Annotated in this window: 20 protein-coding genes and 1 tRNA gene; 11 read left to right on the forward strand and 10 right to left on the reverse strand. The window is 60.5% G+C overall.

Annotation, left to right across the window (positions count from 1 at the left end; translation table 11 throughout):
• Window positions 1-22 precede the first annotated feature (22 nt).
• From ggt to KSS96_RS04345, 7 genes are all read right to left on the reverse strand, one after another.
• Window positions 23-1,852 carry a gamma-glutamyltransferase gene (gene ggt, locus KSS96_RS04315; protein ID WP_217855753.1) on the reverse strand — a complete coding sequence of 610 codons (1,830 nt, stop codon included), beginning with the start codon at window positions 1,850-1,852 and terminating at the stop codon, window positions 23-25.
• A 35-nt stretch (window positions 1,853-1,887) separates the two neighbouring features.
• Entirely contained in the window at window positions 1,888-2,667 is a 780-nt protein-coding gene (locus tag KSS96_RS04320; RefSeq protein WP_065877345.1) for a PhzF family phenazine biosynthesis protein, read from the reverse strand.
• A gap of 183 nt (window positions 2,668-2,850) precedes the next feature.
• Window positions 2,851-5,280, reverse strand: a complete 2,430-nt coding sequence (locus KSS96_RS04325; RefSeq protein ID WP_217855754.1) for a TonB-dependent siderophore receptor — start codon at window positions 5,278-5,280, stop codon at window positions 2,851-2,853.
• A gap of 93 nt (window positions 5,281-5,373) precedes the next feature.
• Window positions 5,374-6,318: a FecR domain-containing protein gene (locus tag KSS96_RS04330; protein ID WP_137219990.1), complete on the reverse strand. Its 945-nt coding sequence runs from the start codon at window positions 6,316-6,318 to the stop codon at window positions 5,374-5,376.
• On the reverse strand, window positions 6,315-6,839 hold the full coding sequence (locus KSS96_RS04335; protein ID WP_017529939.1) for a sigma-70 family RNA polymerase sigma factor: 525 nt from the start codon (window positions 6,837-6,839) through the stop codon (window positions 6,315-6,317). Before KSS96_RS04335 ends, KSS96_RS04330 begins: the two co-directional genes overlap by 4 nt.
• A 196-nt stretch (window positions 6,840-7,035) precedes the next feature.
• Window positions 7,036-7,112: transfer RNA gene (locus KSS96_RS04340), tRNA-Met, on the reverse strand.
• 325 nt (window positions 7,113-7,437) lie between these two features.
• Complete coding sequence (locus KSS96_RS04345; protein WP_017529938.1) at window positions 7,438-7,989, reverse strand: RNA polymerase sigma factor; 552 nt, start codon at window positions 7,987-7,989, stop codon at window positions 7,438-7,440.
• Between the two features lie 262 nt (window positions 7,990-8,251).
• Here KSS96_RS04345 and KSS96_RS04350 point away from each other — a divergent pair, with 262 nt between their 5' ends.
• Genes KSS96_RS04350 through sctU form a run of 11 tightly spaced genes read left to right on the forward strand, consistent with a single transcriptional unit; the run spans window position 8,252 to window position 18,350 of the window.
• Window positions 8,252-9,307 carry a TyeA family type III secretion system gatekeeper subunit gene (locus tag KSS96_RS04350; protein ID WP_026067423.1) on the forward strand — a complete coding sequence of 352 codons (1,056 nt, stop codon included), beginning with the start codon at window positions 8,252-8,254 and terminating at the stop codon, window positions 9,305-9,307.
• Window positions 9,304-11,397: a type III secretion system export apparatus subunit SctV gene (gene sctV / locus KSS96_RS04355; protein ID WP_017529935.1), complete on the forward strand. Its 2,094-nt coding sequence runs from the start codon at window positions 9,304-9,306 to the stop codon at window positions 11,395-11,397. The genes KSS96_RS04350 and sctV overlap by 4 nt, the downstream gene beginning before the upstream one ends.
• A gap of 37 nt (window positions 11,398-11,434) precedes the next feature.
• A complete protein-coding gene (locus tag KSS96_RS04360; protein ID WP_217855756.1) occupies window positions 11,435-12,328 on the forward strand; it encodes an FHA domain-containing protein in 894 nt (297 codons plus the stop codon).
• Complete coding sequence (locus KSS96_RS04365; RefSeq protein ID WP_017529933.1) at window positions 12,325-13,683, forward strand: FliI/YscN family ATPase; 1,359 nt, start codon at window positions 12,325-12,327, stop codon at window positions 13,681-13,683. Before KSS96_RS04360 ends, KSS96_RS04365 begins: the two co-directional genes overlap by 4 nt.
• The gene (sctO, locus tag KSS96_RS04370; protein ID WP_017529932.1) at window positions 13,670-14,083 is read left to right on the forward strand and encodes a type III secretion system stalk subunit SctO; all 414 of its coding nucleotides are present in this window, start codon (window positions 13,670-13,672) and stop codon (window positions 14,081-14,083) included. The genes KSS96_RS04365 and sctO overlap by 14 nt, the downstream gene beginning before the upstream one ends.
• Window positions 14,080-14,529 (forward strand): type III secretion system HrpP C-terminal domain-containing protein, encoded by a 450-nt coding sequence (locus tag KSS96_RS04375; RefSeq protein ID WP_068933659.1) that lies wholly within the window; start codon window positions 14,080-14,082, stop codon window positions 14,527-14,529. Before sctO ends, KSS96_RS04375 begins: the two co-directional genes overlap by 4 nt.
• Window positions 14,526-15,539 (forward strand): FliM/FliN family flagellar motor switch protein, encoded by a 1,014-nt coding sequence (locus tag KSS96_RS04380; protein ID WP_017529930.1) that lies wholly within the window; start codon window positions 14,526-14,528, stop codon window positions 15,537-15,539. Before KSS96_RS04375 ends, KSS96_RS04380 begins: the two co-directional genes overlap by 4 nt.
• A complete protein-coding gene (gene sctR / locus KSS96_RS04385) occupies window positions 15,536-16,186 on the forward strand; it encodes a type III secretion system export apparatus subunit SctR (RefSeq protein WP_217855758.1) in 651 nt (216 codons plus the stop codon). The genes KSS96_RS04380 and sctR overlap by 4 nt, the downstream gene beginning before the upstream one ends.
• Before the next feature lie 7 nt (window positions 16,187-16,193).
• The gene (gene sctS, locus KSS96_RS04390) at window positions 16,194-16,457 is read left to right on the forward strand and encodes a type III secretion system export apparatus subunit SctS (protein ID WP_017529928.1); all 264 of its coding nucleotides are present in this window, start codon (window positions 16,194-16,196) and stop codon (window positions 16,455-16,457) included.
• A gap of 10 nt (window positions 16,458-16,467) precedes the next feature.
• Window positions 16,468-17,256: a type III secretion system export apparatus subunit SctT gene (sctT, locus tag KSS96_RS04395; RefSeq protein WP_217855760.1), complete on the forward strand. Its 789-nt coding sequence runs from the start codon at window positions 16,468-16,470 to the stop codon at window positions 17,254-17,256.
• The gene (gene sctU / locus KSS96_RS04400; RefSeq protein ID WP_017529926.1) at window positions 17,253-18,350 is read left to right on the forward strand and encodes a type III secretion system export apparatus subunit SctU; all 1,098 of its coding nucleotides are present in this window, start codon (window positions 17,253-17,255) and stop codon (window positions 18,348-18,350) included. The genes sctT and sctU overlap by 4 nt, the downstream gene beginning before the upstream one ends.
• A 114-nt stretch (window positions 18,351-18,464) precedes the next feature.
• Here sctU and hrpT read toward each other — a convergent pair whose 3' ends face one another.
• The 3 genes from hrpT to KSS96_RS04410 all read right to left on the reverse strand — a co-directional run bounded on the left by hrpT (window position 18,465) and on the right by KSS96_RS04410 (window position 21,256).
• The gene (hrpT, locus tag KSS96_RS27930; RefSeq protein ID WP_017529925.1) at window positions 18,465-18,668 is read right to left on the reverse strand and encodes an HrpT family type III secretion system protein; all 204 of its coding nucleotides are present in this window, start codon (window positions 18,666-18,668) and stop codon (window positions 18,465-18,467) included.
• Window positions 18,665-20,797: a type III secretion system outer membrane ring subunit SctC gene (gene sctC, locus KSS96_RS04405; protein ID WP_017529924.1), complete on the reverse strand. Its 2,133-nt coding sequence runs from the start codon at window positions 20,795-20,797 to the stop codon at window positions 18,665-18,667. Before sctC ends, hrpT begins: the two co-directional genes overlap by 4 nt.
• A 225-nt stretch (window positions 20,798-21,022) precedes the next feature.
• A complete protein-coding gene (locus KSS96_RS04410; RefSeq protein WP_017529923.1) occupies window positions 21,023-21,256 on the reverse strand; it encodes a hypothetical protein in 234 nt (77 codons plus the stop codon).
• Between the last annotated feature and the right edge of the window lie 101 nt (window positions 21,257-21,357).

Here is a 21,357-nt window from a genome sequence, read left to right on the forward strand (position 1 = left end):
GGGGTTGCCTCCGCTCAGTACCTCAGTCGCCGACCGCTTCGCCTTCGCGTCGTGGGTCGGCACCGCCACTCAATGACACTTTTCCCTGAGCATCCCGCGTACGAACAATCGCCTGGATACCGCTGGTCATCTCAATGTCGCTCAAGGCGTGGCCTTTTTCCTTGAGCGCCTGTTTCAACCCTGGGCTGAACAAGCCGGCCTCCAGCTCCGTAGGCCCATTGCGGCTACCGAAGTTGGGCAAGTTGATGGCGGTTTGCGGGTCGAGGTGCCAGTCGAGCATCGCCACCAGGGATTTGCTCACGTACTCAATGATCTGCGAACCGCCGGGCGAGCCGACCGTGGCCAGCAATTCACCGCTCTGGCGGTCGAACACCAGGGTGGGTGCCATGGCCGAGCGCGGGCGTTTGCCCGGTTGTACACGGTTGGCGACGGGTTGGCCGTTTTCTTCAGGGATGAACGAGAAATCGGTCATTTGGTTGTTCAGTAAAAAGCCCTGCACCATCACATGTGAGCCAAACGCGGCTTCCACCGTGGTAGTCATCGACACGGCGCCACCCTGGTCATCCACCGCCACCACTTGTGAGGTGGAGATGCGCAGCGGCGAACGGTCTGGCGCATACGCTACTTGAATACCGGCAGGCTGGCCTGGCTTGGCGATGCCCATGCTGCGCTTACCGATCAATGTGGCGCGTCGGGCCAGGTAATCCGGGGCCACAAGGCCCGCGACCGGCACGGGCGTGAAGTCCGCATCGGCCACATATAGCGCGCGGTCGGCGAAGGCCAGGCGGCCGGCTTCGGCAATCAGGTGGACGGCTTCGGGTGCTGGCTCCAGCCCGGCAGGTGATGCGGTTTTCACCGGTGTCATCGGCGCGATGGCCAGGCGCGGGTCGCGGGCCTCCAACGCCTGTAATGTCCCCAGGATCTGGGCGACGGCGATCCCACCCGACGACGGTGGCGGCATACCGCAGATTTTCCAGCGTTTGTAATCGGTGCACAGTGGCGCGCGTTCCTTGGCGGCGTAGCCCTTGAGATCCGCCTGGGACAGGGTGCCCGCGTTGCGGTTGCCCTGCACTTTGCGCGCAATCTCGTCGGCAATCGCGCCGTGGTAAAGCGCATCCGGCCCTTCCTTGGCGATGCGCCTGAACACCGCGGCCAGCGCCGGGTTTTTCAACAGCGTGCCGGTGGCCTTGGGGGTGCCATCGGCATTCAGGAAGTAGGCTGCCATCTCTGGCGATTGCGGGATAAAGCGATCTGCGGCGATCAAACTGTGCAAGCGTGGGGAAATGGCAAAGCCCTGTTCAGACAAACGAATCGCCGGCTCGAACAGCGTGGCCCATTGCAGCCGGCCAGTTTTCTGGTGCGCCATTTGCAACGCGCGCAACACGCCGGGCGTACCCACCGAGCGCCCGCCGATCTGCGCATCGGTGAAGGCCAGCGGCGTACCGTCAGCGTTCAGGAACAACCGCTCAGTCGCTCCGGCCGGGGCCGTTTCGCGGCCGTCATAGGCGTGCACGTTGTTGCCGTCCCACAGCATGATGAACGCGCCACCGCCGATGCCGGAAGATTGCGGTTCCACCAGGGTCAGCACGGCCTGCATGGCAATGGCTGCATCTATCGCCGAACCGCCTTGGCGCAACATCTCACGCCCGGCTTCGGCGGCCAGCGGGTTGGCGGCGGCGGCCATATGGCGTGTGGCATGTTGGGTGGCCAGATCGGTGCGATAGCCTGACCCCAACTCCGGTGCCGGTGGCTGTTCGTTGACCGGGGTGTGGCAGGCCGCGAGGGCCAGGGCTGCGGCGATGACCGACAATTGACGGCGGGAAATCGAAAACACGCGCTGAACTCCGTTCATTTTGAGAATGATCTGTTGTCCTGGGGAGCTGCTTTTTACAGGTGAATCTGGCCTTGCAGATACAGCACGGCCTTGCCGGAAATGATCACGCGGTCCCCCTTGAGCTCGCAGCGCAACTGGCCACGGCGCTGGCCGCCTTGTTCTGCTGTCAGTGTTGTCTTACCCAGGCGCTCGGCCCAGAACGGCGCCAGCGAGGTGTGCGCCGAACCTGTAACCGGGTCTTCATTGACGCCCACATTCGGCCCGAACCAACGTGAGATGAAATCAAACTGTGTGCCCTTGGCGGTCACCGCGATGCCGCGCTTAGGCAGGCCCTTGAGGCTCGCGAAATCCGGAGCAAGCGCCGCGACCTGGGCTTCGTTGTCCACCCGTACGATGTAGTCATCGGTGCCAAATACCTCGGCGGTTTCAACCCCTAGTGCTTTCAGCATGCCGGCTGGCGGCTCACAGCGCTCAGGTTGCCTGGCCGGAAAATCCATCGCCAGTTCGTCGCCTTGGCGCGTGACCCGAAGCTCACCGCTGCGGGTGGAAAAACGCAGCACGTCAGGCGCATCGCGCAGTTGGTTGATCAACACCCACGCGGCTGCCAGCGTGGCATGGCCGCACAGCTCCACTTCGACTTGCGGGGTAAACCAGCGCAACTCATAGAACCCATCACGGGGCACGAAGTAAGCGGTTTCGGAGAGGTTGTTTTCGGCGGCGATGTTTTGCAGTTGCTCATCCGCCAGCCACTCGCCAAGCGGGCACACCGCCGCCGGGTTACCGCCAAAGGGCCGATGGGTGAAGGCGTCGACTTGATAGATGTCCAGTATCACTGTGGCGTACTCCGTGTGTGGGGGGAGGCTGGACACTAACAGTGGGGTCGGGCGAGCGTCAAAATACAGATGGGCAGTATTTTTGCGTGCATCTGTGATTGCGCCACTGCGATTGCCTGGCTGGCACATAGCCAAAAAAAACGGCATACCGAAGTATGCCGAATGAGAGGCGGGCAATCGTAGTCAGAACTTGGCGCGCAGTGTCATGGACACGGCACGGGGATCACCGAAGATATTCCCGTCCTGGAAGGTGTTAATCCGCTGGAAGTACTTCTTGTCGGCCAGGTTGGTGCCGAGTAAGTCGGCGGAGAGGTTTTGCGTGATCTGGTAGCCAATGCCCGCATCGTACAAGGCGTATCCGCCCTGGCGCAGTTTGGTGCCGTTCATGCCGATGCCGGGGACATCCAGTTTGTTGTAGGTCTCGCTGACGACGCTGACGCCGCCCTGGAGACTCCACTTCTCCAGCTCACCGGGCAGTTTGTACAGGCTCCAGACCCGCAACATGTTTTTCGGCAGGTAGGTCTGCAACTGCTCGTTGGCGCTGTCATAGCGTTTGTAGGTGTGGGTGAAGTTTGCGCTGAGAAACCAATCGGGCGTCATCTGCCCACTCAGTTCCGCCTCGAAGCCGCGCGTGCGTGCCTTACCGCCGGCCACCACGGCGCGCGAGGCAGGGTCGTTCATATCTGGAATCGCGCGGTTTTCTTCTTCGATCTGGAACGCGGCCAGCGAGGCGTTCAACGCGCCATCGAGGAACTCGCCCTTGATTCCCACTTCGTGCTGCTTGCCTTCCAGCGGCTTGAGGATGTTGTTGTTGATGTCCAGGTTGCTGACGGCCTGCGGTTGGAACACTCCTGCATAGTTGGCATACAAGGAGTAGGTATCGTTGAGGTCGTAGATCAGCCCGTAAAACGGGGTGAATTTCTGCGACACGCTGTCACCGTTCTTTTGCGACGGTGAACCCGCCTCGGGCTGGTGCTGGCTGCGGTGCATCTCAAGCCAGGTCAAGCGCCCGCCGAGCACCAGCGTCAACGGGTCGGCAAGGCTCAGGCGCAGATTGCTGTAGAGCGCTTTGGCGCGGGTGTTGGCCACGCTGGTGGGCAATTTGTCCGAGTCCGGGAAGGCCGGGTAAGCAAAGTCGGGCTGCGGATTCTTGAGATCTACGTCACCCAGGTAATCCGAGAAATACCCCCCGTTGGAGGCGAATTCGGAGCGCGAATAGTTGGCGCCCAGCAGCACTTTGTGTTCACGCCCCAGCAAGCTGAATGGACCGTCGACATACACGTCGGCCTCGTCCTGTTTTTCCCGGTAATCAAACATGATCGAGCTCATCGACACCTGCTTGTCCGCCGGGTCTATGCCTCCACCGTTGCGCGCGTAAGCCTGGGTCAAGTCGTAGTTATTGTCGGCGTGTCGCAGGGACAACTTGGTTTTCCAGCCATCCCCTAACTGATGCTCGAGTTCGGTGAATACGGCGGTGCTCCAGAAGTAGTCACGGTTCCAGTCTTCACCGTAAAAATGTTTGCGCGACGCATCCGGCAGCGACATGGCCGCCTCACCGGCCGCATTGGTGTAACGATAGGCCGGCAGCGAGCGCTGGGCGCCGCGGATGTCGGTATTCTGATTGCTCGCTCCGATGGTCCAGACCGTGTCCGGCGTCAGGTCGATATCGACAATGCCATAGATCTGATTCGACTCACGCTTGCCGCCACCGTCGTAGTAGTAACCCTTGTCGTGCTCGCTGAGTACCAGGCGCCCACGCACATTACCGCTCTCGGTCAACGGGCCGGTGGCGTCCACCATGCCACGGTAGTCATCCCATGAGCCGGCGCTGATTTGCGCCGAGACTGCCGCCTCGGCCAGCGGTCGCTTGCGTACCAGGTTGATGCTGCCGCCGGGGCCGCCGGCACCGGTCAAGCTGCCGGACGGCCCTTTAAGTACCTCAACGCGGTCATACATGGTCAAGTCGGGAGACAGGAACACCCGGTTGTCCATGGTGGTCGGCGTACCGTCCAATTGCAGCGAGGTCATTTCGAAACCCCGCGAGAAAAAACTCAGGCGGCTGGCATCGATTCGCTGCACGGTTACGCCGCCGACCTTGCCCAACGCATCTTCAAGGGTATACAGGTTTTGTTTTTGAATGCGCTCCTGGCCAATCACGTTGATCGTCTGCGGCACCTCGCGCAGACGCAGCGGGACTTTCGTGCCCACGGAGACGGTCGGGGCTTCGGTCTGCATGCCGACAATCGCTTGCGCCGGTAGCGTCATGCTGCCGAAGGCATCCAGTGTCAGGGTGCCACCAGAGGTGGTACGTACTGACAGGCCGCTGCCTTCAATGGCCATTTGTGCAGCCTGCTCGGCGTTCATGGTGCCCTTGATGGCTGGCGCGCGCAGCCCGGCGGCGAGATTCGGCACATACACAATTTCGCTGTCGCTCTGGCGAGCGATGCGGTCGAGGGTCGCCGCCAGGGCGTCGGCCGGCAAGTCAAAATGGTGTAGAGACTGGCTGCCCGTCGACGCCGATTCGGCAAGGCTGGTCGACGCGTATCCCTGGGCCAGTAAAAGGGCGAAGCACACAGACGTCAGCCTGAACGCACTGTTAAAACGATTGGACATAGGTCACTCCATGTTGGCGGCTCCGCTTTTATTAGCGGTTTATGTCTATGTCCAACGAGATTGAAAAAGCGATACAGGGCAGATGAAAAAAACTCAGCCGCGCAGTTCGATCTGGGTCCAGAAGCCCAGGTACTCCTTCCTGCGTACAGGCAGGATCTGCTCCAGCGCGGCAAGTGCGCGGTCACTGCTGTCCAGGGGGAACAGACCGGAGACACGTAGCCTGGCCGCCGCCGGGCTGATGCGTAACACCCCGCGCCGATAAGGCTGCAATGCCTCGATCACGTCGCCCAGCGACCAGTCGTCCACACTGAGCTTGCCGCTTTCCCAACTGCTTTCGCCTTTACGATTCGCCGCCAGTGGCGTGATGCCTTTGGAGTCCAGGCGTGCCCCCGCGCCGCTCTGGAGCACTGAACAAAAGCCGTTGGGGCGAGCAACGCAGAGGTTGGACCGCATGCCCCACACGTGCGCGGAGCCGTCTTGCAGCGAAACCATAAAGCGCGTGGCGGTGCCGCGTGCAAATCCGTAGGGCGTTTGCACAACCAACGGTCGAGGGTCGTCACTCGCCTCAATCACCAGCTTGCCGGCATGCAGCATCAGGTTGCGTTCACTCTTGGTGAAATTGATATCCACCGCACTGCGCGCATCCAGCAGCAACGTGCTGCCATCCGCCAGGTTGAAGTTCGCCCGTTGCGCGGTGGCGGTCCGAAAGTCGGCGCCGACGGTGCTCAACAGTGTGCTCTGCCGACCCACCAGCGCCACACCGATGCCCACGCCGCCGAATACCAGCGCGCCACGCAGCAGGCGCCGTCGCTGCAGGTCGGGGGCTTGCAGCACTCGGCGTACTTGTGAGTCCGCGCCGCGTACAAGGGGGGAAAACGTCGCACCCAAATGCCCCTGCACTTTCTCCCAGGCCTGGGCGTTGCTCGGGTTGGCAAACCAGGCGTCGAAGGCCTTTTGTTCGTCGGCCAGGACTTCGCCCGAACGCATGCAGGCCATCCACTCGATGGCTTCATCGACCGCTGAGCACGTGCGTTTCATTCGTGCCTCAGCTGCTGGCAGCACAGCTTCAAACCCTTGGCCACGTATTGGCGCACCCGGATAGTCGAGACGCCGATCAGCTCGGCAATGTCGGCATACTTCATACCGTCTACCTGGCTGCACAGAAATGCGGTACGGGCCCGCGACGAAAGGCCTGCCAGCAAGGTATCGATTTCAAGCAATGCTTCAATTGCCAGGGCGTGGGCTTCAGGGGAGGGGGCGAAGGCTTCGGGTTGCAACGCCAACACTTCCAGGTAGGCGCGCTCCAGATCGCGTCGGCGCCAAGTGTCATACATCAAGCGCTTGGCAATGGTGGTCAGCAGCGCCCTGGGTTCGCGTATCGCCTGCGGCTCGGATAAGGCGACAACCTGCGCAAACACTTCGGCAGCCATGTCAGCGGCATCATAAGTACAACCAAGCCGCGCCCGCAGGCGGCTGAGCAGCCACCCGTGGTGGTCGCCAAAAAGACTGTGCAGAACCGTCTGCCGAACACTGGAAGAAGCGAGCGCAACGTGGGTCATCGGAGTGTACTTAATGATAATTCTTATCATTATCACGGGTGTTGCGATTTTTTCAAGGTGCCATGAGATTTCAGGCATTGGCCATGTTTTAGGAGTAGGGGGATACGGCGCTGAACGCCAGAAACAAGAAAGCCCGCACGAGGCGGGCTTCTTGGGGTGATTCACAGACTGCTGTAGACATCTATGGATCGGTACTTGGTGGCTACGCAGGGACTTGAACCCCGGACCCCAGCATTATGAATGCTATGCTCTAACCAACTGAGCTACGTAGCCAAGTGGCGCGCATTATTCGCGTAGAACGGAAATGCGTCAAGCGTTTATTTTTAATTTTTATCTGCGCTTTCAACTGTTTAACCAAAAATGCCAGTTTTGGGGCGGCTACAGCCCAACGCGGACCAGCGCTCTCGCCACAGAGGGTTGAACTCGCCCTCATGGGAGACGTGTGCAGGCAGTCGAGGGCTACGCGGGAGTGGGGGGGCCGGGCGATATGCGGATGATCGCTGGCGGGGCTTCGGGTTGCTGGCGCTCTTGCAGCGGCGTACCCAAAAATTTGTGATCGAGTTGGGCAATATCCCTGCCGCCCAACACTTGGTTTTGCTTATGGGTAAATCGAGCTGTGGGTGACACGCTTGAGGTGTTCGCGCGCCCGTGACAGGCGTGAGCGAACGGTGCCTATGGGGATGTCCAACACGTCGGCAGTGTCCTGGTAGCTGCCGTCGGTTTCCAGTGAGGCGTACAGCGTTTTACGCATTTCCGCAGGTAGGTGGTCAATGGCGCTCAAGGTATTTTCCAGGCGCCGGTTGATCTCGAACTCCCAGTCCAGGTTTTTGTTGTCTTCCTGGCCATGCCACAGCGACTCGTCGAATTCGCAATGCACCGGCTTGGCATACAGGCGCCTGAAGTGGTTGCGGATCAGGTTCTGCGCGATGCCGCACATCCAGGTGCTGAGGGCCGCCTGGCCACTGAAACGTTCCCTGTTACGCCATGCTTCCAGGTACGTCAGTTGCAGGATGTCGTCCGCATCTTCGTGGTTGAGCACGCGTTTGTGAATAAAACGGCGGAGTTTTTTTTGTTGGTCGTCCGTCAGTTCGAGCATGAATTGAGGCGAGCCGCCAACAAGGTGCGCTAAAGCATCAATAGGGATATTCACGGTGTTTTCCTCAAGGTAGACACTGTCGAAAAGTTTTCGACGAGAACCCCTTTAGCACTGGCTGTGCCAACCGAGAGAAACGTTCAACCTACTGATTTATATAGATAAATATATTTAAATAGAGTGCTGCTGCGCAATTTTTTGCAAAAGGCCTCGATGGTTTGTGTCGGTCTTTTCAAGGCAGTCGACGGATAAACTTTGATGGAACCGTATCGGCGCGCGTTGCCACATAGGGACACACTCTTCCCGTCTTGGCATGCTCATGAAAGTCGAAGCTCTTAACGATGTGCCATCGTCCCAACGCCTGGATCAATCGGTCGTTGCACGCGTCTCCACGCCTGAGCCAGTCAAGCTCGAGGAGCTTGCCCAGCTCTTCGACCAAGAAGTAGTGGCCAATAACCGAGTGCTGCGCGCGACGTCGATACGCGTTCCGCCTGTCGAGCAGCTTGCGCAACTTTATGATCAGCTTGGTCATCCGGCCCAGGAGACCTTCGCGGCTATTTCTCGGCGGTTCAGGCAGCAGTTGCAGCACAACCCCAGTGCCGACAAGTTGCTGGAGCTTGCCGAGGGCGACCCGGCGCGTGCGTTCGTGGTGCTCCGGTACCTGGAAGTCCAGGCGGACGCTGAGGTGCGCTCGTCTGAAGCGGCCAAGGCGCGGGATGCCATTGCCATGCTGAGCATCGGTTACAAAGGGGAAATCCAGGCAGGCCTCAAATTCGCCACGGCGTTGCTGGAGGCCGGCGGCGATGCTCAGGAACGCCAGGCGCTGCGTGCTCTCTATTACGCCAGCGTGGCCACGCGCCAATCCCTGGCGACGATGATGCAGGCCCTGCTGGGTGTATACGGTGGCGATACGTTTTCCACCCGGCTCGGCAGCATGCGTAAGGCCTTGGCTGACGACATCGCAGTGCTGGTTTCTGCAATGCCCACCCCTCGGCTGCGCACCTTGTTGCTGGCCCTGCAAAGTTGCGCTCAGTTGAGCAGCGTGTTGGCCGGTTGCCAGGCGTTGAACCAGCGCCTGGCCCTGGACTGCGACGCCGTGAGCCTGCTGCAGCGTCTGCTGGGTTACGCCGGCAGCGGGATTGATGCGGGTGAAGTCCTGCGCCTTGGGCATGATCTGGGAAGTGCCCCGAATACCCAGCAAGTGGTCCTGCTTAACGCGCTTTTCCCGCTGATTCGGCAACTGCCCCTGGCCTTGTGGCCGGACAGTCGAGTGCGTCAGAGCGCCCTGGATAGCTTTTTGGCGGTAATGGGCGAGCTGGACCGGGTTGAGCGCGGCCCCGCACGCTTTGTCGGTGGTCTGGGGGCTCCGGTGTGACCGTGCTGTCTACCGTCAACAAGGTGTTGCTCAAAGCGGCACAGCGTGCCGAAGTGCTGGGCGCCGTGGTGGTCCTGGGCATCGTGTTTATCTTTATCGTGCCGCTGCCCACCTGGCTGGTGGATATTCTTATCGCGGTCAACATCTGCATCTCATGCTTATTGATCGTGCTGGCGCTGTATTTGCCGGGGCCCCTGGCGTTCTCTTCGTTTCCGTCGATCTTGCTGCTGACCACCATGTTTCGTCTGGCGCTGTCGATCGCGACCACGCGCCTGATCCTGCTGGAACAGGACGCCGGCGACATCGTCGAGGCGTTCGGCAATTTCGTGGTGGGGGGCAACCTGGCAGTGGGGATGGTGATCTTCCTGATTCTGACCCTGGTCAATTTCCTGGTCATCACCAAGGGCTCGGAGCGGGTCGCCGAGGTCGCCGCGAGGTTCAGCCTGGATGCGATGCCGGGTAAGCAGATGTCCATCGACAGTGACTTGCGCGCCGGTCTTATCGACGGCATGCAAGCGCGGGAAAAACGCGAGCAGTTATCTCGCGAGAGCCAGCTGTTCGGCGCGATGGACGGGGCCATGAAGTTCGTCAAGGGCGACGCCATCGCCGGTTTGATTATCGTGGTGGTCAACCTGCTGGGCGGTTTTACCACGGGTATGTTCCAACACGATCTGAGTGCGGCCGAATCGATCCAATTGTATTCGGTGCTGACCATCGGCGACGGCCTGATCGCGCAGATTCCGGCGCTGCTGATCTCCCTTACGGCCGGCATGATCATCACTCGCGTGGCGCCGGCTGGGGGCAAGGGCATCACTCACATGGGCGCTGAAATTGCCCGGCAAATGACCAGTGAACCCAAGAGCTGGATGATTGCGTCGATAGGGATGCTCGCGTTTGCAGCGGTGCCCGGCATGCCCACCCTGGTGTTTATCCTGCTCGGCGCGGCAACCGGTGCCTTGGGGTATTACTTGATGCGTCAGCGTCAACGCAAGGACCAGCCCGAGGATGAAGCCGCCGACGCCGTCCGCCCCGAAGAGAACGGAGAGGAGGATTTGCGCGGGTTCGATCCCTCACGGCCTTATCTTTTGCAGTTCCCCCCGGCGTTGCGCGGCACACCTGAGGTGACGGATCTTATTCACGGGATCCGCCAGGCCCGAAATTCGCTGGTCGCCAATATCGGCCTGACATTGCCGCCGTTCGAGGTCGAGCTCGATGACGCCCTGGCCGACGACGAAATGCGCTTTTGCGTGCATGAAGTACCGATGATCAAAGCCTCGGTCGTCACCCGCTTGGCCGTTGATCGCGGGGCCTTCACGGCAGAGCCCGAGCACGCAATACCGGGGCTGGCCGAGCGTGACGAAGAGGGCTGGCTGTGGTTGCCGGCCGATGATCCGCTGCTTGATGACCCACAGTTGGAGCGCTTTAGCGCTACGAGCCTGATCATCGAACGCATGAGGCAGGCCATGATGCTCAGCGGGCCGCAGTTCCTGGGGATCCAGGAGAGCAAGGCGATACTCAGTTGGCTTGAGCACAACCAGTCGGAACTGGTGCAGGAGCTGCAGCGCATCATGCCGTTGTCGCGGTTTTCAGCGGTGTTGCAACGTTTGGCCAGTGAGGGCGTACCACTGCGAGCGGTGCGGCTGATTGTCGAAGCGCTGATCGAGTACGGCCAGCATGAGCGCGAACCGGACGCGCTTGCCGACTATGCGCGCATTGCCCTCAAGGCGCAGATCTTCCACCAGTACAGCGAAGAGGATGGTCTGCATGCCTGGTTGCTGTCCCCCCATAGCGAAAACATCTTGCGCGATGCCTTGCGCCAGACCCAGACCGGGGTGTTCTTTGCGCTTGATAGCGAAACCAGTGCCGCGTTGATCAACCTTCTCAACCAAGCTTTTACCTTACGTGCCAAAACTAAAAGTGTGATGTTGGTTGCGCAGGACCTGCGTAGTCCATTGCGCACCTTGTTGCTGGAGGAGTTCAACCATGTGCCGGTGTTGTCCTTTGCCGAGTTGGGAAGCACATCCAAGGTAAAGGTGCTGGGGCGTTTTGACCTTGGTCAGGATCAACTGATGCGCGGTGCGGCGGCATGATTGCCCAACCCGTTGCAACGCGCGGAAGGGCTCGCTGATGGTTGAGCTGCGCGTGCTCAATGGTCTGCGTCAGGGGGCCGCGTTGCCGCTTTTTGGCGAGACGTGGAGCATTGGCGCTCACCCTGACGCGGACCTGGTGCTGAATGATCCAGGCATCGCCGAGCAGCACGCGCGGTTGCGGTTGATCGGCGCCAATTGGTCCGTGCAGGCCGAAGCGGGGCTGCTGCATGACGCCGAGGGGCAGGTGCTGGCGCAGATCACGAGCCTGACACTGAACGTACCGTTTTCAGTTGGGGCCATTCGTCTGTCTGTTGCCCTCGCCGAGCAGCCGTGGCCTGAGCTGCCCGCACCCACCCCGACGCAACGGGCCCATGAGGCGTCGCGTGCGTTGCCGTTGTCGTCCATGTCCCATGTGCAGCAAAAACGCCTGATCAGTGTGGTGCTGTTGGTTGCGGTGATCATCGCGGTAGTGGGCATGGTTTCCCCGGGGGAGCGTGATGCCCAGGCCTCCTTGATAGCGCCCGCGACGGCCAAACCGCTATTGGCCTCTGCGTTTGAAGTGCGGGAGCAATTGTTGAAGATGCTCGCCGAGCGCGAATTGAGCCAAAGGGTCAGCCTGGAGGTGGTCAATGGCCAGATCGTGCTCAACGGCGCGGTTTCCCCGGACGATGTGGAGCTGGTGTCGCGGATGCTCAACCGCTTTGGTGAGTTGTTCGACAACGCCGTGCCGGTGATCAGCCGCGTGCGTACGCGCGATGGGACGCTGCCGTTCAAGATTGTGCAGATCGTCGGCGGGCCGAACGGCCATGTCGTTCTGGAGGATGGCAGTCGGCTGTTTGTGGGTGACGAAGTGGAGAATGTGCGGTTGGTGCTGATCGACAATGCCAAGGTGGTCTTCGATGGCGCGCAGCGTTATGAGGTGCACTGGTGAGTGAGGAGCTGCGAGCACGCCTCGACGCCTGGGAGCGGCGCCAGACCCAGTCACTGAGCAACCTTTTGCCGGTGACGATGCGCGGTCGGGTCCAACGCGTCAACGGCATGTTGCTGCAATGCCGGTTGCCCGGCGCGCGTATCGGTGACCTGTGCCAGGTTGAAAAGTCTGTCGATGAACACATGCTGGCCGAGATCATCGGGTTCGATCAGCAGGACGCCGTCCTCAGCGCCTTGGGCAATCTTGAAGGGGTACGCGTGGGCGCGGGCGTGCAGCGTCTGGGCGTGTCGCATCAGGTGCGGGTCAGTGATGAGCTGCTGGGGCAAGTGCTGGATGGCTTCGGACGACCGATTACCGGTGTTGGCCCCAGCGCGTTTGTCGAGACCGAGAGCCCCGATGCCAGCATGGTGTTGTGTGAGGCCCCTTTGCCGACCGACCGGCCGAGGATCCATCGGGCCCTGGCTACCGGGGTGCGCTCGATCGATGGTTTGTTGACGCTTGGCGAGGGCCAGCGTGTGGGTCTGTTTGCCGGCGCGGGCTGTGGCAAGACCACCTTGCTGGCCGAAATTGCCCGGAACGTCGAGTGCGACGTGATTGTGTTCGGCTTGATCGGCGAGCGCGGCCGGGAGCTGCGTGAATTTCTCGACCATGAGCTGGATGAGCAATTGCGGGCCAAGGCCGTGCTGGTGTGCGCGACGTCCGACCGCTCCAGCATGGAACGAGCCCGTGCAGCGTTCACGGCCACCGCGCTGGCCGAGGGTTATCGCCGTGAGGGTAAGCGGGTGTTGCTGTTGATCGACTCCTTGACCCGGTTCGCGCGCGCGCAGCGGGAAATCGGCTTGGCGGCCGGTGAGCCTTTGGGCCGTGGCGGCTTGCCGCCTTCGGTATACAGCTTGCTGCCGCGGTTGGTGGAGCGCGCCGGGTTGACGCGCGACGGCGTGATCACCGCGATCTACACCGTGCTTATCGAGCAGGACTCCATGAGCGACCCGGTGGCGGATGAGGTCCGCTCGCTGCTCGATGGTCATATTGTGCTGTCGCGCAAACTGGCTGAGCGTGGTCATTACCCAGCGGTTGACGTACTGGCCAGCCTTTCGCGGATTCTGAGCAATGTCGCGACGCCTGAGCATATTAATGCCGGCACCGCGCTGCGACGCCTGTTATCGGCGTACCAGCAGATCGAGTTGATGCTCAAGCTGGGTGAGTATCAGGCCGGCAGTGACGCGCTGACCGACCTGGCAGTGGACAGTCGCGCGGCGGTGGATGGTTTTCTGCGTCAGGACTTGCGCGGGCCTTCAGCGATAGAGACGACCCTGCAACAACTGACGGAGCTGACGGCCTATGTCCCTTTCTGAGTTGGAAACCCTGCGGCGTCTGCGCAAGCATCGGGCAGACCGCGCCGAGCGCGTCCTGGGCGAGGCTAAAAGGCATCAGCGAGCGCTGCAATTGCAAGTCGAGCAGGCGCAGCGCGTCCTTGAGCAAACCCGCCTGCAGGAAGCCCAGCAAGGTGCGCAGCTATTGAGCAAGCATCAAGGGCAAGTGATCTCGTTTCAGGAACTCAAATCGTGGAATACGCAGGAACGCTCGTTGTCCGCCAGCACGCTGCGCGAAGAAGCGCAGGTGCGTGGGTTGCACGGGCAGCAAGAGCAGCAGGTGGCCCAGGTCGACACTGCGCAAAAGCAGGCCACCCAATGCTTGCGCGAAGTCGAAAAGCTTTTGGAGTTATCAAGGTTACTGCTGCAGGAAGAAACATGAGCAAGATATCTGAAGGCAAGCCCGAGCGGCCTGGTGCGCGCGAATATGGCGCCGACGAGGAACCCGCCGTTGGCGGTGCGGTGCCGGTGGACGCCATGCGTGTGTTCGCCCGGCTGCTGGTCAATGCCGATGGCGTAGGCGGTTATGTTTCCTGCGCTCCCGCACCGCAGTTGTGGGCGAACAGGTTGATGATCGAGGCGCTGGCTGAGCAATTGGCGCCTCGAATACAGGCAGGTATGCAATGGCCGCTGCTGGCGGTGCTTTACCTGCGAGGGCAGGGGCGAATCAAGGCTTGTGTGCAGCGCCAATCGGGCGTCTGGAACATCGGGCTGCACGCTGAAGAACAGCACGCCACGCGATGGCTCGGCGCAGTGAGCAACAGCCTTCAAAACCGGCTGAGCGAAGCCTTGGGGCAGGCTGTCGATGTGCGCGTGACCTCGGCATGATCCTGTCCGCGTTAACACTGCCATTGGTTGAAGCCACCAGGGTGGCGGCGCTGCATCGGCTTGGGCGCGGCTTACGCATGCCGTTTGCGGTTGGCGATCAGCACGGCGCGTTTTCGCTCGAGCCAGGCTGTGCCCCTGACGCGGCCAGCCCGTTTTTTTTCGAGAGCGCCCTGGGTGTGCTCGCGTTCTCCGACCCCGAGGCGATGTTCAGCCTGATGGGTGAATGCCCGGTGACCCTGGCCGAGGCCGGCAACGACCCGACCTCCTGGTTCTGGGAGCTGTTCCAGCACCACCTTAGCCCGCAAGTGTTGGCGTTATTTGGTTACCTGCGTTTGCTGCCGACGCCCAGGAAGCTGAACTTTGGTTGTCGTTTTACGGTGACGCTGGGGCCTTCCAGGGTTGCAGGTTACCTGTGGATGGCTCCGCAGAGCTTGCTGGCTGCGTATGCGGCGGGCCCGTGGGAGCCGACGTGCGATCCGCTGCCTGCCTCTTTTCCGTTGGTCATAACGGCGTCCCTTGGCCGCTTGAACCTGCCCGTCGCGCAAGTGCGCGGCTTGCGCGCGGGTGATGTGTTGATACTCGAGCAGGCGTTTTTCGATGTGCAGGGCCAGGGCCACCTGCATGTCGGCCGTCATCGGCTGCACGGGCGTATTGATGATGAATCCGGGCGGTGGTGCCTGAACCTTACTGCGATAGAGGAAGCGCGTGTGAACGAAGAGTTTGTAATACCGGAGTATGCGCAAGAGGAGCCGGATCAGCCGATGGAGGATGTCTTTGGCCGGGAACCCTTTGATGACTTGAGTATGGCGCTGACCGTGCGCTGTGGCGTCTTGAACCTGACCCTGGGCGAACTGCGCAATCTGGCGCCCGGTGCTGTGTTGGGCATCACCGGCTATGCCCCCGGTACCGCCGGCCTGTATTACGCCGACCGGCCGATTGGGCAGGGGCAGTTGGTGGAAGTAGACGGGCGCCTCGGTTTGCAGTTGTCGCGCGTGGTGTTCTCGCGATGATATTCCAGGGCGTCGACCCCGTTGTCCTGGCGTTGTTTTTTGGTGCGCTGTCGTTGCTGCCGATGCTGTTAGTGGTGTGCACGGCGTTCTTGAAAATTGTCATTGTGCTGATGATTACGCGTAACGCCATCGGTGTTCAGCAGGTGCCTCCAAGCATGGCGATCAATGGCATCGCTCTGGCCGCCACGCTTTTCGTCATGGCCCCCGTGGGCTATCAGATCGCCGAAAACCTCCAGAGCACGCCCCTGGACATGAGTAGCGTGCAGACGATGCAAGAGACCGGCCTTGTGGCCGTGCAACCGTTACGCATGTTCATGAAACGCAACACCGATCCGGATGTATTGACCCATCTGCACGAAAACAGCGTGCGCATGTGGCCGCCTGAAATGGCGCAGAGCACCCAGCGCGAAGACTTGATTTTGCTGATCCCGGCCTTTGTGGTGTCGCAGCTGCAGGCCGGGTTCGAGATCGGTTTCCTGATCTACATTCCGTTCATCGTCATCGATCTGATTGTGTCCAACCTGCTATTGGCGCTGGGTATGCAGATGGTGTCGCCCATGACCATTTCCCTGCCGCTCAAGTTGTTGTTCGTCATGGTTTCCGGATGGTCGCGGTTGCTCGACAGCCTTTTCCTTTCTTACCTTTGAGTGCCCCATGGAACCGATCGTGCTGTTCAAGCAAGGCATGCTGTTGGTGGTGGTGCTGTCGGCACCGCCACTGATCGTGGCGGTGATTGTCGGTGTGCTGACGTCGCTGGTCCAAGCCCTGATGCAGATACAGGACCAGACCCTGCCCTTTGGCATCAAGCTGGTTGCCGTGGGCGTCACACTGATATTGACGGGGCGCTGGATCGGCGTGGAGTTGATTCAACTGATCAACCTGATGTTCGACATGATCGCCCGCTCGGCACTCAACTGAGGGCATGCCCGTGCTGCTTTATCTCGAACTTTTGCCCAGCCTGCTGATCGCCATGGCGCGTATCTATCCGTGTGCCATTCTGGTGCCGGCGTTCTGTTTTCAGCATGTTCGCGGTTTGTCTCGGCACGCCATCGTGATGGTCCTGGCGTTCATTCCGGCGCCAGGTATTCACGCGGTATTGGCGGGCCAGGACTACTCTGCGCTGATGATCCTCGGGCTGATACTCAAGGAGGCGGCCCTGGGTATTTTGCTGGGGGTGCTGTTGGCGATGCCCTTCTGGATGTTCGAGTCAGTCGGCGCACTGTTGGACAACCAGCGTGGCGCCTTGGCGGGTGGCCAACTCAACCCTTCACTGGGGCCGGACGCGACGCCCGTGGGGCATCTGTTCAAGCAGTTGGTGATTTACCTGCTGATCGCCGTGCTGGGGCTGAGCGTCCTCACACAAGTGATCTGGGACAGTTACCAACTGTGGCCGGCCACGGCCTGGGTGCCGCTGCCGGCCGTCAATGGGTTCGGCATTTTCCTGGGCCTGCTCAGCGATACCTTTAACCACATGATGCTCTACGTGGCGCCCTTTGTTGCGGTGCTGCTGCTCCTGGAGTTCGGCATCGCACTGTTGGGGGTTTACAGTCAGCAATTGCAGGTGAGCACCCTGGCGCCGCCGGTCAAGAGCCTCGCGGGCATCGCCGTTCTGTTGCTGTACTTTGCGTTGCTGCAGGACTTGATCGTCGGGCGCCTGAGCCTGCTAGGCGACCTCAAGCACTCACTCGGGCTGATGTTTCAGGCCTCGACGCCATGAGTGATTCGGGGGAAAAAAAGCACCCGGCGTCCGCCAAAAAGCTGCGCGATCAACGCAAGAAAGGTCAGGTTTCCCAAAGCAAGGACGTCGGCAAGTTGCTGGTGCTCACGGCCATCAGCGAGCTTGCGTTGTTCACCGCCCAAACCAGCATGCAACGCTTTCAGCAACTGATGGCACTGCCCATGTCGAGCATGGCCCAGCCCTTTGCACGGGCATTGGAAGAAGTGCTGTTTGAAGGGCTGAAGGTGTTTTTCTCGTTCGCGCTGTTAATGGCCGGCACGGCGATACTCATGAAGCTGATCAGCGGCTGGATGCAGTTCGGATTTCTGTTTGCTCCAGAGACGTTGAAGCTCGATTTCAACCGGATCAACCCGCTCAAGCAACTCAAGCAGATGTTCTCGGCCAAAGCGGTCATGGACCTGCTGATGAGCCTTGCCAAGGCAGTGCTCCTGGGGGTGGTGTTGTATGGGGTGATCTGGCCGTCATTGGGCACGCTGATCAACCTGGCCAACAGTGACCTGCACACTTATATCGTGGCGCTGATCACGCTGTTCCGCCATTTGCTGCATGTCTGCCTGGGGTTGCTGCTGGTGCTGGCGCTGATTGACCTGGCGATGCAAAAACATTTTTTCGCCAAGAGCATGCGCATGACCCAGGTCGAGGTCGTCAAAGAGTACAAGGACATGGAAGGCGACCCGCATGTGAAGGGCCAGCGCCGCTCGTTGGCCTATCAATTGGCTCAGGAAGAACCCAAGGTCAAGCTGCCCAAATTGGAGGAGGCCGACATGTTGGTCGTCAACCCGACGCACTTTGCCGTGGCCCTGTACTACCGGCCCGGCAACACGCCTTTGCCCGTGCTGGTGAACAAAGGCACGGACGACGAGGCCCGCGAATTGATCCGGCAGGCCAAGGCGGCCGAGGTGCCGGTGATTCAGTGTGTGTGGTTGGCCCGCACCCTCTACACGCACAAGCTGGGTGCGAGCATCCCCCGCGAAACCTTGCAGGCTGTAGCGTTGATCTATCGTACGTTGCGCGAGCTCGATGATGAGGCCAAGCGCGAAACCCTGGAGTTGCCGGAGCTGGAGTTGCGCTGATCAGCGCCGCATCCGCGTTGTGCCAGGCCGGATGCCCCAGGCCGAGGGCAGGTGAGCGGCAGCGCCGCTCACCCGATAACCTCGGGCGTTAACGGTTGCAGCGCGACTGAAAACTCATCGTTCCAGCGAGATCGTCTGGTAGTCCGCGCGCTCGCCGGACGGGCCGGGCTCGCTGCGCATCTGCGGTGGCCACCAGATCACGATGGTGTCTTTGGTCGCTTGTGGGCGGGAGCAGGAGTCGCCTCTGCAAGTGGGGCTGCAGCCGCTGATAAGCAGCACTGTGCTGATCAAGATGAGGCACAACGAGCGGTGTTTCATGGGGTGGCCTTCTGAACGGGAGTGATCAAGGAGGGGCGGGGCACGCTGAGGTACTCATCTTTGACTACCGGGCGCATGGCGATGAATACCTCGGCTTCTTCACCGGGTTTGAGCCAGGCACGCGGCCATACGGTGACCGCCAGGGTCTGCGAATTGCTGCATTCTTTTTCGTCGATGCGCACATTGCGTTTGAACTGATTGCGCAGCACGACCACGGCTACGTTGAACTGCGGGCCGGCGTACCACTGACTGCGTTCGGTATTCATGGCCAGCAGCTCGCGAGTGCTGCACAAGGTGTCCAGCCCCAGTGGCATGGGGGCCGCCTTGAATGCCTGGGGCACTTCCCCCGCAACCAGATGGGCCAGGGTGCTGGTGATGTCACTGCGTTTGATGACCGGCTCGTGTTCGGCATAACGCCTGGCTAATGGCTTGAGCGCGGCCTGAAGCTCGACCTGATCGTCCTGCGGCAAGTAACGTGAAGGGTCGGCTTGATCACCGACCACGCGTGGAGTCAGGATAAACAGGCGTTCGCGACGATTGTTCTGGCGCTCGCTGGAAGAGAACAACGCCTTGCCCAGCAAGGGTATATCCCCCAGAAGGGGAACCTTGTTGCGCTTGTCGACGCTTTCGGTGACATGAAACCCACCCACTACCAGTGAGCGCTTTTCCGCCATGACCGCCTGGGTGCTGACATTGCCCCGGCGTACATCGGGGCCCAGGCGGTTGGGGTTGGATTCGTCGAAGTTGCCGTCTTCGATATCCACCAGCAGGTGAACCTGATGAGTGCCGCGTGTGGTAATCACCCTGGGCACGACTTGCAGGCTGGTACCCACTGTAATCGGCAGCACGGTGGCGACTTCTGTACCCGCCGTGAGGTATTGGGTGCGGTTGAAGTCAATCACCGACGGCTGGTTTTCCAGGGTGAGCACGGAGGGGTTGGAGACCATGGTCGCCAGTCCGCGTTGCTCCAGTGCACGTATTTTGGCAAAGAAACGGTCACGGTTTTCGATCGACAGCTGCGATGAGCTACCCGGTGCCAGCCTCATGTCGCTGCTGAAATGACGGTTGCCCCAATTGATCCCGAATTCGCGCAATTGTTCGCGTTCTATGTCGAGGATGATCGCGTCGATTTCCACCATTTTGCGCGCCACGTCGAGCTGGGCAATCAGCTCGCGGTACATCGCCTGTCGCTCCGGGAGGTCATAGATCAGCACGGCGTTGTTGCGTATATCGGCCTCGACGCGGATTTTGCTTGTGGGAACCGGGGCCCTGGGGGTGAGCGTCGCTCCCGTGCCCAACTCCCCAGCGTTCGTCGTCTGGCCGAGCATTTGCCCCAGCATCGGGTTGCTCAGCCGGGGGAAGTTCGGCGTGATGGGCGAGGGCTGTGATGCGGAGGGGCGGGGGTTAAGGCTGGAGAGCGAGGACGTTGCCCGAGGCTCCAATAACCCACGCAACATGCTGGCGACGCCAGGGAGGGTTAGTTTTTCGCCGCGATAGTCTATCTGTCGGTCTCCCGCGTTGGCAAATTTCAGCGGGTAGCTGAGTACGCTCTGTTTTTCGTCGGGAGATTTACGCTGGCTGCTGAATTGCTTGATCTGCTCGATGTAACGCTTGGGGCCAGAGACCAGCACGACCCCTTCATCCGGCAATTCACCCCAGCCGAAACGGCTATCGAGCAGACCGATGTCGGTCAGCGCCCTCTTGAGGTCGGCAACGGTCTCGGCAGACACCTCCAGACGCGCGGACTCCTGCAGGTCCAGGGTGCTGATATAGAGCGTTTTGTTGTACAGGAACCACTGGAAACGGTGCTCTACCGCCAGCCTGTCGAGCATCGACTGCGGGGTATTGGCGCGTATCTTGCCATTCACGCTCCCCTCCAGCAGGCCGTCTATTTGCACCTGTATACCAAAGGTCTGAGCGAAGTCCTCCAGCACTTCTTGTAGGGGCTTATGCTCGGCTTCATACGCATAGGCGGTGTTTTTCCATTCGGTGGGAATAGCGGCAAGCGCGCTGTGCAGCGGCGCCAGCAAAAAGGGCAGGGCGAGCAGGCAGCGCCAGTGAGGGCTTTTTATTGGCGCAGGGCGCGGGTTTAAACGCAGGCCGGTGGGCTTGTTGAGTTTGCTATACATGACAGGTTCTCTGTTTCAGTGCCGTAGCTTACGAAATGAGGTGGGCGCAGATTCCCGCCCGGCCTTGTTCCGGCGCGCAGTGACGCTGCGCCAGGTATCACGGTGGTTGGAAAGTGCTTTGGCGGGGAACTCGTCAGGCTGGGCTGATCGAGGTGAGACCAGGGCCGCGGCGGAGTGTGTACTCGTGGGCCACTCCCAACGTCAGCCGGGATTGGCTGCCAGTCACTAGACGACATTGATGGCGGATTTAAGCGTTTCGTGCTTGTAGCTGAGATAGGTCGAGTTCACCGCCAGGTTGTTCACAAGGGCGGACTTTTGCTCATTGAGCTGTTCGAAGAGCCGTGCGAATTCTTCAGTGTCTTCGCTGGTAATAACCTCGCTACCGATCTGGTCGAGGCGCTTTTCGGAACGGACTTGCTCTCTGTAGAGACTGTTGGATACGCGTGAGTCGGTATTCATCGCTTGAGCTCCGGTGGGGGTCTGCTCCTGTGTGGTGCCTGAGTGATGGCCAGTTCCATTGACCGACATACTTCATAAAAGAAGAAAGGCTCCAGCGATAA

Origin of the sequence: Pseudomonas asgharzadehiana (assembly GCF_019139815.1) — a bacterium.
In the GTDB taxonomy this organism is placed as follows: Bacteria; Pseudomonadota; Gammaproteobacteria; order Pseudomonadales; family Pseudomonadaceae; genus Aquipseudomonas; species Aquipseudomonas asgharzadehiana.